The sequence below is a fragment of the Bacillus sp. AR2-1 genome, assembly GCF_008368755.1.
In the GTDB taxonomy this organism is placed as follows: domain Bacteria; phylum Bacillota; class Bacilli; order Bacillales; family Bacillaceae_G; genus Bacillus_A; species Bacillus_A wiedmannii.
The window spans coordinates 329,453-341,562 of sequence record NZ_QORY01000007.1 but is presented as its reverse complement, the minus strand read 5'-3'; the positions used below and the strand labels follow the sequence as shown (position 1 = coordinate 341,562).

12 protein-coding genes and 1 pseudogene are annotated in these 12,110 nt (G+C 36.7%); all 13 read left to right on the top strand.

Annotated elements, in window-relative coordinates; genetic code table 11:
• Positions 1-14 precede the first annotated feature (14 nt).
• The 13 genes and pseudogenes from DT250_RS08535 to DT250_RS08475 all read left to right on the top strand — a co-directional run bounded on the left by DT250_RS08535 (position 15) and on the right by DT250_RS08475 (position 11,861).
• Positions 15-719, top strand: coding sequence for a YwmB family TATA-box binding protein (locus DT250_RS08535; RefSeq protein WP_370513119.1), 705 nt, complete (start codon positions 15-17; stop codon positions 717-719).
• A gap of 39 nt (positions 720-758) precedes the next feature.
• Positions 759-2,063 carry a UDP-N-acetylglucosamine 1-carboxyvinyltransferase gene (gene murA / locus DT250_RS08530; protein ID WP_000411269.1) on the top strand — a complete coding sequence of 435 codons (1,305 nt, stop codon included), beginning with the start codon at positions 759-761 and terminating at the stop codon, positions 2,061-2,063.
• 208 nt (positions 2,064-2,271) lie between these two features.
• Positions 2,272-3,291: a stage II sporulation protein D gene (gene spoIID / locus DT250_RS08525; protein ID WP_149212927.1), complete on the top strand. Its 1,020-nt coding sequence runs from the start codon at positions 2,272-2,274 to the stop codon at positions 3,289-3,291.
• Between the two features lie 103 nt (positions 3,292-3,394).
• Positions 3,395-3,809 (top strand): annotated as a pseudogene (locus DT250_RS08520) (AMP-binding enzyme); the annotation flags it as partial.
• A gap of 116 nt (positions 3,810-3,925) precedes the next feature.
• Positions 3,926-4,933, top strand: a complete 1,008-nt coding sequence (locus DT250_RS08515; protein ID WP_149212926.1) for a LytTR family transcriptional regulator DNA-binding domain-containing protein — start codon at positions 3,926-3,928, stop codon at positions 4,931-4,933.
• A 180-nt stretch (positions 4,934-5,113) separates the two neighbouring features.
• Positions 5,114-5,956 (top strand): ABC transporter ATP-binding protein, encoded by an 843-nt coding sequence (locus tag DT250_RS08510; protein WP_000170857.1) that lies wholly within the window; start codon positions 5,114-5,116, stop codon positions 5,954-5,956.
• Positions 5,956-6,663 (top strand): ABC transporter permease, encoded by a 708-nt coding sequence (locus DT250_RS08505; RefSeq protein WP_149212925.1) that lies wholly within the window; start codon positions 5,956-5,958, stop codon positions 6,661-6,663. Before DT250_RS08510 ends, DT250_RS08505 begins: the two co-directional genes overlap by 1 nt.
• A gap of 161 nt (positions 6,664-6,824) precedes the next feature.
• Positions 6,825-7,730: a stage II sporulation protein SpoIIQ gene (locus DT250_RS08500; RefSeq protein WP_098230430.1), complete on the top strand. Its 906-nt coding sequence runs from the start codon at positions 6,825-6,827 to the stop codon at positions 7,728-7,730.
• Positions 7,731-8,018: 288 nt separating this feature from the next.
• Positions 8,019-8,153 carry a hypothetical protein gene (locus tag DT250_RS08495; RefSeq protein WP_000008903.1) on the top strand — a complete coding sequence of 45 codons (135 nt, stop codon included), beginning with the start codon at positions 8,019-8,021 and terminating at the stop codon, positions 8,151-8,153.
• Positions 8,154-8,461: 308 nt separating this feature from the next.
• Positions 8,462-8,734, top strand: a complete 273-nt coding sequence (gene spoIIID, locus DT250_RS08490; RefSeq protein ID WP_000544012.1) for a sporulation transcriptional regulator SpoIIID — start codon at positions 8,462-8,464, stop codon at positions 8,732-8,734.
• 161 nt (positions 8,735-8,895) lie between these two features.
• Positions 8,896-9,897: a rod shape-determining protein gene (gene mreB, locus DT250_RS08485; protein ID WP_000457990.1), complete on the top strand. Its 1,002-nt coding sequence runs from the start codon at positions 8,896-8,898 to the stop codon at positions 9,895-9,897.
• A 505-nt stretch (positions 9,898-10,402) separates the two neighbouring features.
• Positions 10,403-10,837 carry a 3-hydroxyacyl-ACP dehydratase FabZ gene (gene fabZ, locus DT250_RS08480; protein WP_000931959.1) on the top strand — a complete coding sequence of 145 codons (435 nt, stop codon included), beginning with the start codon at positions 10,403-10,405 and terminating at the stop codon, positions 10,835-10,837.
• A gap of 346 nt (positions 10,838-11,183) precedes the next feature.
• Positions 11,184-11,861, top strand: a complete 678-nt coding sequence (locus DT250_RS08475) for a CpsD/CapB family tyrosine-protein kinase (RefSeq protein ID WP_141555616.1) — start codon at positions 11,184-11,186, stop codon at positions 11,859-11,861.
• The last annotated feature ends 249 nt before the right edge of the window (positions 11,862-12,110 follow it).

Genomic DNA, 12,110 nt, shown 5'->3' with positions numbered 1-12,110 from the left:
AGGAGGGGATGAAATTGAAGCTTAAAGCCATTCTTATTGTTATGATAAGTGTTGTTTTATTTTTGGTTGGATATAGAGAGATGAAACCGATCAGCGATGAACAGAAAATGGAGAGCATGATTGCAACTTTAGAGAAAAATGATGCTAAAGTAGAGAAGTGGTCATGGTTAGCGCGAGAAACAAAAACAATTTCTAATATACATACGTTTCAAAAGTTGTTAAACGATGTGAAGGACAAGGCGAATATTCAAAAGTGGGAATTAGAGCAATCTCCAGATGGATATAAAGCTACATCCTATAAAAAGTTTTCTTCTTATGAAGAACGAGTAGTAGTAACATGGAGTAAGGAAAATACTAAAGAAAACACTTTCATTATTTTTGAAGTAAGCGGGGCGAAATGGGACCCGAAGTACATTCAGAAAACAAATAAAATTTTTAGTGAAAAACCTATAATTTACACTTGTGTTCAAGGTGTACTGAATGATAAGATTGAAGGTGTTTTGCAAAATAAAACCAATCAGTTTTTGAAAGATCTTTCAGCAAGAGCGATCGAACAGATAGAAGAAAGAGCATTTGTGTCAGTCTCCGCATACAATAAAAAGTGGGATGACGCTCTTTCAACAAATAGAGAGAAAATAAATGTGCAAATAGCAATACGTTCTACAGACAACAAAGATACAATTGTGGTTGGCACACCGATCATAACTTCTGAGTATTGAGTGAATAGATACTGAAAAAAGGACACGGAGGGGAATAATTTGGAAAAGATCATCGTCCGTGGCGGAAAGCGGTTAAACGGCACAGTGCGTGTTGAGGGCGCAAAAAATGCTGTATTACCTATAATCGCTGCAGCCCTATTAGCGAGTGATGGAAAGAATGTACTATCTGAAGTACCAGTTTTGTCTGATGTATACACAATTAATGAGGTATTACGTCATTTAAATGCTGAAGTCGTATTTGAAAATAACCAAGTAACAATCGATGCTTCTAAAGAACTAAACATTGAAGCACCATTTGAATATGTACGTAAAATGCGTGCATCTGTTCAAGTAATGGGACCATTACTTGCACGTAACGGCCGTGCTCGTATTGCACTTCCTGGTGGATGTGCAATTGGTTCACGTCCAATTGACCAACATTTAAAAGGCTTCGAAGCAATGGGAGCAAAAGTACAGGTTGGTAATGGTTTTGTTGAGGCATACGTTGAGGGAGAACTAAAAGGAGCTAAAATTTATTTAGACTTCCCAAGCGTGGGCGCAACAGAAAACATTATGTCTGCAGCTACATTAGCAAAAGGGACAACAATCCTTGAAAACGCAGCGAAAGAACCAGAAATCGTTGACTTAGCTAACTTCTTAAATGCGATGGGAGCGAAAGTACGCGGAGCTGGAACTGGAACGATTCGTATCGAAGGCGTTGATAAATTATATGGTGGAAACCACTCTATTATTCCTGACCGTATTGAAGCGGGAACATTCATGGTTGCAGCGGCAATTACTGGTGGAGACATCTTAATTGAAAATGCTGTACCTGAACATTTACGCTCAATTACAGCGAAAATGGAAGAAATGGGTGTTAAAGTTATTGAGGAAAATGAAGGTGTACGTGTTATCGGCCCAGATAAGTTAAAAGCGGTTGATATTAAAACTATGCCTCACCCAGGTTTCCCAACAGACATGCAATCACAAATGATGGCATTATTACTACAAGCTGATGGAACAAGTATGATTACAGAAACGGTATTCGAAAACCGCTTTATGCACGTTGAAGAATTCCGTCGTATGAATGCTGATATTAAAATCGAAGGTCGTTCTGTTATTATGAACGGTCCAAACAGCTTACAAGGTGCTGAAGTAGGCGCAACTGACTTACGTGCTGCTGCTGCATTAATCTTAGCTGGTTTAGTATCTGAAGGTTACACTCGTGTAACTGAGTTAAAGCATCTTGACCGTGGTTATGTAGATTTCCATAAGAAATTAGCTGCATTAGGTGCAACTATTGAACGTGTAAACGAAAAAGTAGAAGAAGTGAAAGAACAAGAAGTTTCTGATCTTCACGCTTAATTGAAATAGTCTCTACGTCTTTTGACGTAGGGACTATTTTTTTGGGTTATTACTGTTATAGTCAATAAATTCTATACTTATGCACGTACCAGTAAAAATATTTAGAAAATTTTCGTTTTAGCTGCTTCCCCCTTAAGTATGTTCTAAAAGGAAGAGTTGTTCCATAAGAATGAATGGAGTAAAGCTTTTGGATATTGGGGGAAATAAGATGAAATTTTCAAAGCCACTTTTTATCACAGTAGCGCTTCTCATAGCGCTCGTTATCATTGTACCTGCTGCTCTTGTTATTCCGTTTGCGAAAGCAAAAGTAGGGGAAGAAGCAGCTTCTAAAACTCCTCCAGCGATAGAAAGTATACCAGCTCCAGGAAAAGTGGATACAGCGGTTCAAGTTGCTGTATATCGTGATCGGCAAAAGAAGGTAGAAACATTACCTATGGAGGAGTATGTGACCGGTGTAGTAGCTTCTGAGATGAATGCCAGTTTTGAAATAGAGGCGCTAAAGGCGCAGGCATTAGCAGCGAGAACATTTGTGGTACAGCGTATGCTAAGCGGAGGTAAGAAAAACAATGCGGACGTGACCGATACGGTGAAAGATCAAGTGTACAAAAGTAAAGAAGAATTGAAGAAACAATGGGGCAATAACTACGAAAATAATTTGAAGAAAATCGAAGAAGCCGTTTCGAAAACCGCAGGACAAGTTTTAACGTATGATGGAAAACCAATCTCAGCATCCTTCTTCTCAACGAGTAATGGTCGGACAGAAAATGCAGCTGATTATTGGGGAAATGATTATCCGTACTTAAAGAGCGTAGATAGTCCGTGGGATCAAGCCTCTCCAAAATTTACGAGCGAGCAAACCTTTACAGTAGCTGAATTTCAAAAACGTCTCGGTGTGAAGGTGTTGGCAGACGGGAAGGTTGGAAATATTAAAGATCTTACGGAAGGAAAGCGAGTAAAAGATGTAGCATTTCAAGGGAAAACATTAACAGGAAAGCAAGTTCGTGAAAAATTAGATTTACGCTCTTCTGACTTCACATGGAAACAAGAAGGGGATAAAATCGTCGTTACCACGAAGGGATTCGGTCACGGCGTTGGCATGAGCCAATACGGAGCGAATGGCATGGCGGCGGAAGGTAAGAAATATACAGATATCGTTGCTCATTATTATAAGGGTGTCGAAATAAAGTCGATGAATGATTATGAAGGAAAGTTGATGGTGAAGAAGTAGGGGGAAAAGAGGCCGTTCCAAGAGGTATATTGGGACGGTTTTCTTTTGTTAGTGGATAGGTTAATAGATATATTAAAAAAATCGTCAATGTTCAGTGGTGACAGAACTCTGTTTAAAGGGCCCATGGATCGCTGGAAGCTATTATAAGGATGAACGTACAGAAGAATCAATGAAAGACGGTTGGCTCTATAAAGGAGACATTGTCACGGTTGATTCGGAAGGATGTATTAAGATTGCTGATCGTACGAAAGACTGAATTAAAAGTGGAGGCGAATGGATTTCTTCCATAGATTTAGAAAATGCTTTAGTGTCGCACGATAAAGTGTTAGAAGCATCTGTTGTGGCGGTGCCGCATGAAAAACGTCCCGTTTACTTGCGTTGTACTAAAAGAGGGACAAGCAGTAGAAAGAGAAGATCTGTATGCTTTACTAAAAGCAGAATTTCCGAAAACATCTGTGGGGAAATTCTTAAAGAGAGCACTGCGTGATCAGCTCAAGACGTATGTAGCGCAAAACTAGAGAAGAAGGCTATCCTTTCATTTGGATAGCCTTCTTTTTATGATACTTCATAAAATATCTAAATCTTCCATTAATTGTTTGGTATAATAGGATAAAAAGTATTTGGGGGAGACAGAATGGCGTTATTGGAGTTGAGACAATTAGGGAAGACGAACCAGTTACCGGCAGTTGAACTGAAGGTTGAGCAAGGACAATGTGTTGTTTTGCAATGTAATAACCATACAGCTAAAGTGTTGCACCGCATTATTATTGGTGAGGAAGAAGCTTCAACTGGCAACGTGCTATTTGAGGGAGAAGCGATTGGAAAGAAAAATTATTCTCGCATTGGCTTTTGTTTTTTAAAAGATGAAGCATATGATCGTTTGAAGGTGAAGGAATACTTTAAGTTTTTAATAGGGCTGTATGAATCGAATATGAGTACGGAAGAAGTTGTACAATATGTCGGCCTCTTAGATAAGTTAAACGTTAAAATAGAAAAACTATCATTTTCAGAGAAACGTCGCCTTCATATCGGGCGAGTAATGGTTCATAATCCAGACTTAGTTATTTTGGAAGAACCAGAGCAAAATGTAGATACAGAGAGCACAATTATTATTCGAAAATCAATTATGAAAATGAAAGAGCAAGGAAAGGCCATTTTTATTACGTCATCCTTTCTATCGGACGCCCTTTCGTTAACAGAAGATGTATACATATTAAACAATGATGGTGTGAAAAAAATAGAAATCGAACAAGAAGAAGTTGAAGAGGTGGATGAAGAGAAGGTCGTGCAAATGATTCCGCAAATGAAACTTGAAAGAATTCCAGCGAAAGTAAACGATAAAATCATTTTACTTGATCCGATGGAAATTCATTTCATTGAAACGCAAAACGGAGTGACACATATTCATGTGCGTGAAGGTGATTTCGTATGTGCATTAACATTAAGTGAACTAGAAGCGAGATTAACAGGATTCGGGTTCTTTAGATGTCATCGCTCGTACCTTGTGAATTTACAAAGAGTACGAGAAGTGATTACGTGGACTCGTAATAGCTTTAGTTTAATTTTGGATGACGAAAGAAAAAGTTCAATCCCGCTTTCAAAAGGACGAATGGATGAATTAAAAGGTGTGATTGGGCTATAAAAATTGCTCCAATAAGCTTAAAATACGATTCATTCACCGGTAAAAATACTCCTTTTACCGGTATTTTACTGCGTAACCTCTTTGTTTTTCATATGATTGAGTCAAGAAAAGCGAAACAAACAAACGAAAAGCGCTAAAGCGACTTTCATCTATAAAAGAAAAAACAAAGGGGATGACGGGATGACATTGGCAATTGAAATGAAAGATGTAATGAAAAGTTTCAACGAAAAAACGGCACTTCGAAATGTAAATATTGAGGTGAAGCAAGGAGAAATTTTCGGATTCCTTGGACCGAGTGGATCTGGAAAAACAACAACAGTAAAGATTTTAACTTCTCAATTGCTGCATAGCGTTGGAACAGTGAGGGTACTAGGTAAAGATATTACAGGCCCAAGCAGCATCGATTATAAACGAATTGGTATTTTAACAGACAACAGCGGTTTATATGAGAGACTTAGCATTTATGATAACTTACTATTATTTTGTGACTTATACGATTGTAAAAAAGAACGAATCGATGAAGTGCTAGCGCAAGTGAATCTATTAGATGATAAAAAAACACCAGTAAAGAAACTATCAAAAGGAATGAAGCAGCGTGTTACATTAGCTAGAGCGATCCTTCATAAACCAGATATCCTCTTCTTAGATGAACCAACATCTGCACTTGATCCAGTAAACGTACAAAACATTCATAAAATCTTAAAAGACTTAAATAAAGAAGGAACGACGATTTTCTTAACGACTCACAATATGAACGAAGCAGAGACGCTTTGTAACCGCATCGCATTTCTATGCGGCGGAGAAATTGTAGCGCTTGATACACCAGAAAACCTTCGTCTACAATACGCGAAAGATCAAATACAAGTCGTATTAAAAGATAAGCAAAAAGAAGTCGTGCAAAAAGATGAATTAGGTGCAAAACGTATTTCAGAATGGATGAAAAAAGGTGAATTACTATCCATTCATTCACACGAACCAACGTTAGGCGATATCTTTATTGAAGTTACTGGGAGGGGACTATAATGACATTTTCAATGAGACGATTTTCAGCTATTTTTCGGAAAGAGGTACAGGATATCAAAACAAATGCATCGGTACTTGTAATGGCGGCGATGCCAATTATGTTCGCTTTTGTTTATCAACAGATGGATGGGCCGAAAGAACAAATAGCTATTATGGTAACTTTAATGACTTTAATAATGGTAGGGAGCTTTGTTCAAGCGGCTTTAATTGCGGAAGAAAAAGAAAAGCATACTTTACGTGTTATGATGTTATCACCAACATCATCGCTAGAAGTATTACTAGGAAAAAGCGCATTAACAGCTCTTATTACCTTTGTAATTTGTATTAGTAACTTCGCCATTTTAGGTGTGATAAAGGGGAATATGGTTTTAATCGTTCTATTTTTACTTGCTAGTATATTTTTCTTCCTTATGTTAGGTACGGCAATTGGATTAATAGCTAAAACAATGGCATCGACATCAGTAGTAGGTATGCCGATCTTGTTTGTTTTTTTCCTGGCTCCAATGTTGGGAGAATTTATTAAAAATAAGTTTGTAACAAAGGCGATTGAGTTTCTTCCAACGAAACATCTTGTAGATGCAATGCCAAAGATGCTGGCTGGAAAAGGTTTTTCAACTGTTAGTGGTGATTTAATCAATATTATAATTTGGTGTGTGCTTTCAATTGTTCTTTGTATGGTAGTTTACAAAAAGAAACAAATGGACTAAAAACTGAGCTGAAATGCTCAGTTTTTTCTTTTTTCAATCATTTCCTCGGAAATTTTACAATTCCTATACATATTTTTACAGATTTTGTCGAAAAGTAATTAGTTATACGTTGTATAGGATACGTGAATATTGTTCAAAATGATTGCTGAGGTGATGATGGAATGCGAGGAAGAAATAATAAAAAGTCGCAAAAGGTAGTACATTTATTTCAAAAAAGATGGGTGTTTCCGGCACTATACATTGCATGTGCAGCGGTAATTTTAATGGTTGCGCTATGGTTCCAAGGAGCTAATCCGAAGAAGACTCCGAACCAAGATCAAGCAACACCGTATACCCAATCGGAAGATCCAGCAGTACCAGTAACGAAATCTTCAGAAGTAGTGAAAATGCCAGCTGCCGCTAATGCGGAAGTAGTCGTGCAGAAGAAATTCTATGAAGATGCAGCAACTGAGGCGGAACAAGAAAAAGCACTTGTCTTTTATAACAACACATATTCCCCAAATAAAGGAATCGACATTGCTGCGAAGAATGGAAAAGAATTCGATGTAGCTGCTGCTTTAAGTGGTACAGTAACGAAAGCTGAAAAAGATTCACTTCTTGGTTATGTTGTAACAGTTGATAGCGGAAATGGTGTAGCAGTTTCTTATCAAAGCTTAGGCAGTGTGAAAGTAGAAAAAGGTGCACGAGTTGCACAAGGTGAAGTATTAGGAAAATCCGGTCTAAGTGCAATGAATAAAGAAGCAGGTTCTCACGTTCACTTTGAAGTACGTAAAGACAATGTGGCTGTGAACCCTGAGCGCTACTTAAATAAGTCAGTAGCAGAAATTAAAGCTGATGCAGGTGCTGCAAAAGCAACGAATGCTTCTGGTAAAAAGGCTGATGACAAATCTCAAAAAGAAGAAAAGTCAACGAGCACGAAACCAGAAAGTAAAACAGAAGATAAGTCTCAAAAAGAAGAGAAATCGACAAGCGGTTCGACTAGTGACAAAAAAGAAGAGCCGAAGAAAGAAGAAAAATCAACAAATGGTTCTACAGAATCATCTAACAGTTCTTCTTCACAAGAATAAGAAAGTGAAAAAATCAGTTCCCACTAGGAGAACTGATTTTTTTACTTTTACCCCGCATTAACGGGCAGTAAGACCCCTACTTCAAAATTCAGTGAAAGCTAAGAAGTTAGGCCTGGGGTCAACTGCCCGTAAAAGCCCGATTGGTGAAGGCTAATAATCAGTGGGAAATGGCGCCCACTGATTAAAGTTTCACTTTATATAAAAATACTCAATTTCGAGAAAAAAGTTGCAATAACAAGGAAATATGACGAGATTCTCGAATATATATTACAAACAGGAGGGGATACTGTGTCATTTTTATTTGTTCTGTCGACTGCTATTATTTTATTGTTTGTTTTATTCACTTTATATTATTATATTGCCGGTAAGAAAGAGGTTCCCCACCATCAATTGTTAGAAGAAGAGTTGGAACGAGAAGAATGACACCTTATATACAAGGTGTCATTTTTTTTCGCTAAAATAGTTACTGTTAACGTATTTCTCACAAAAAAACGTAATTTTTCTTAACTTAGTCCGCAAAAATAGTGAACATGTAGCATATATCAGTAGTGCGGGCAATACAATGGTATAAACCAAAGCAAAGAGAGTGTTTGAGGTGAGAAATCGTGAATCATTTCATTATAAATCCAAGAATGTTTAACGCTTACAAACAGCACTCACACTTACTTCTTAGTGGTATGCAGCGAGGCTCATTTCACACTTCTCACATCCAATTTAGGGAGGCGAGTGGTGTGCACGATTACATCAAAGAGAGAACTATCAAGATTGGTAAGTATATCGTGGAGACAAGAAAGACAGTGCGTGTCATTGCAAAGGAATTTGGGGTATCAAAGAGTACAGTCCATAAAGATTTAACGGAACGTCTACCAGAAATTAATCCAGAGCTCGCAAATGAAGTGAAAGAAATTCTTGATTATCATAAGTCTATTCGTCATTTAAGAGGCGGAGAAGCAACAAAACAAAAGTATAGAAAAGAAGATGTAGAAAAGCCGGTCCGTCAATAAATATGCGATCGCAAACATTCCGTTTCAATTCGGTAATATTTTTCAGAAGAATTCTTTTTGCGAATATTACGTTTCTGTTAAATTTATGATAAAATCAGAAATTAGGTGTAAAAGAATTCGGGTGTAACCTGATTTTGAATATCGAGGAGGAAATGACGGGAATGTTTGCGCGAGATATCGGAATTGACCTAGGTACGGCTAATGTATTAATTCATGTTAAAGGCAAGGGTATTGTATTAAATGAGCCATCTGTTGTGGCAATTGATCGTAACACAGGTAAAGTATTAGCAGTAGGTGAAGAAGCAAGAAGTATGGTGGGACGTACACCTGGTAATATTGTAGCAATTCGTCCGCTTAAAGATGGTGTAATCGCAGATTTCGAAATTACAGAAGCAATGTTAAAGTATTTCATTAACAAATTGGACGTGAAGAGCTTCTTTTCAAAACCTCGCATTTTAATTTGTTGTCCAACAAATATCACATCAGTAGAACAAAAAGCAATTCGTGAGGCTGCTGAACGTTCAGGTGGTAAAACAGTATTTTTAGAAGAAGAACCAAAAGTAGCCGCAGTTGGTGCTGGTATGGAAATCTTCCAACCAAGCGGTAACATGGTTGTTGATATTGGTGGAGGTACAACAGATATCGCTGTACTATCTATGGGTGATATTGTTACCTCTTCCTCTATCAAAATGGCTGGCGATAAGTTTGATATGGAGATCTTAAACTACGTTAAACGTAAGTATAAGCTATTAATTGGAGAACGTACTTCAGAAAATATTAAAATTAAAGTTGGTACAGTATTCCCAGGTGCACGTAGCGAAGAGCTTGAAATTCGCGGACGTGACATGGTAACGGGCTTACCACGTACAATTACAGTATGCTCTGAAGAAATTACAGAAGCACTAAAAGAAGACGCGGCTATCATTGTACAAGCTGCAAAAGGCGTACTAGAGCGCACGCCACCAGAACTATCTGCGGACATTATCGACCGCGGTGTTATTCTAACAGGCGGTGGAGCTTTACTACACGGTATCGACATGCTTCTAGCAGAAGAACTAAAAGTACCAGTATTAATTGCTGAAAACCCAATGCAATGTGTTGCGGTTGGTACAGGTATTATGTTAGAGAATATCGATAAATTACCAAAGCGTGCTTTACGATAAAGTGAAACTTTAATAAGTGGGGGCATCCCCCGCTTATTATTAGCTCGCAAAAGGCGGGGAATAAGAGAAGAACTAAGGTGTTAACCGTAGTTCTTTTTTGTTTTTTTATTCTTTTATTTTTTTATTTTATTTTGATTTATTGAGAAAATAGAAGAAAAATAAAGAAAAACGAAGGAAATAGGTAAAATATTCATATATATGGTTAAATTTAATATTTCCTTATTTGAAAACGTTTATAATATAATGAGTCGAATACGACATTAAGGCAAATCATGTTCAAATACATATTGCCTTTCCCTAATTTGGGCATACACTCTTTTCTACCTCCGTGTCAGTTGCTGGAATATGCAACTATTTTAAGAGAATAGAGTGTGTGCATTTTTTTATATATAAAGCTGAAAAGATATTAAAGTTTCACTTTATAATGACAAACAATAAACAAAATGGGATAATAAACAATATGTCCAAGTGGTAAGACCAATATTACAAAAGGGGCGATTGTTATATGCTAAATATAGAACAAATTAAAGAAATCATTCCTCACCGTTATCCATTTTTACTTGTTGATAAAATATTAGAAGTAGATGAAGGTAAAAGAGCGGTTGGAATTAAAAATGTATCCGCAAACGAAGAATTCTTTAACGGGCACTTTCCTGACTATGCAGTTATGCCTGGTGTACTTATTGTAGAAGCATTAGCACAAGTTGGAGCAGTTGCGGTATTAAAGAAAGAAGAAAATCGCGGAAGACTTGCTTTCTTCGCAGGTATCGACAATTGTCGTTTCAAAAAACAAGTACGTCCAGGTGATCAACTTCGCCTAGAAGTAGAAATGACACGTGTACGTGGTCCAATCGGAAAAGGAAAAGCAATCGCGACAGTAGATGGTGAAGTTGCATGTGAAGCTGAAATTACATTTGCGATTGGTGATAAAAAAGAATAAAGATAATAAAAAATCTCCTTGTGAAAATGCAAGGGGATTTTTTTATTTCCACTATATATCGGTGTAATCATTAAAATGCAAACTAGTCAGAAAATTACTTGTATATGGAAGATAATTGCCATATAATTACTTTATTGTTTATACGAAAAATAGGATAAATGATAAGGATAGAAAAGAAGTAAAGCCATTGTCATATTATAAAGGCGTTCATATAAGACAAAGTAGAATGATATTGATTAAGATGAGATGTAGGGAAATCAGTGATATAAATAGTAATTAGACGTATGAAATCGAGCATAGAGAGAAAAAGGAGAAATGTCGCATTTCACAAAAGGAGACTATGAATATGTTCGGAAGAAAGAAAAGAAAACCATTACGACAATTAATCACACATAAAGAGCCTAAATCACGTGTTGCAGAGCAATACCGTAACATTCGTACAAATATTGAATTTACATCTGTAGATAATCATGTTCGTTCTATTATTGTTACCTCGGCAGATCCAGGTGACGGAAAAACAACGACAATCGCAAACTTGGCAGTTGTTTTCGGCCAACAAGGAAAGAAAGTCTTATTAATCGGAGCTGACTTGCGTAAGCCAACGATTCAAAACTTATTTGCCATTCACAATTCAAATGGATTAACGAACCTATTATCAGGACAAGCGAAACTAGTGCAATGCATTCAAAAAACAGATATAGAGAACGTATACTTAATGGCTGCAGGTCCAATCCCGCCAAACCCAGCTGAACTATTAGGCAGCCGGATAATGGATGAGCTATTACTAGAAGCATATAACATGTTTGATATTATTCTAATCGACACACCACCGGTTCTTGCGGTTACCGATGCACAAATACTAGCGAACAAATGCGATGGAATCGTATTGGTCGTGCGCAGTGAAAAAACAGAAAAAGATAAAATTGTAAAAGCGAAGCAAATATTAGACAAAGCGTCCGGTAAATTACTTGGTGTCGTTTTAAACGATAAAAGAGAAGAAAAAGAACAATATGGATATTATTAGAAAATAATGTATATAATAGTAAATGTAAAAGCTGATAAATATTTTTATCAGCTTTTTTTGAATTTTTATAAAATTTTTCATTGAATTATATAAAAAACATGATACAATAGAAATTTTGGAAATTCGATGGAATGTGTTGTCATATTTAAGATTATTTTGTAAGATTATATATGCTTGTTAGGAGCTTGTATTAAATAATTTATTAAAATAAAAAAATGTAAGATCAATATGTTATAATTTTTCTTATGT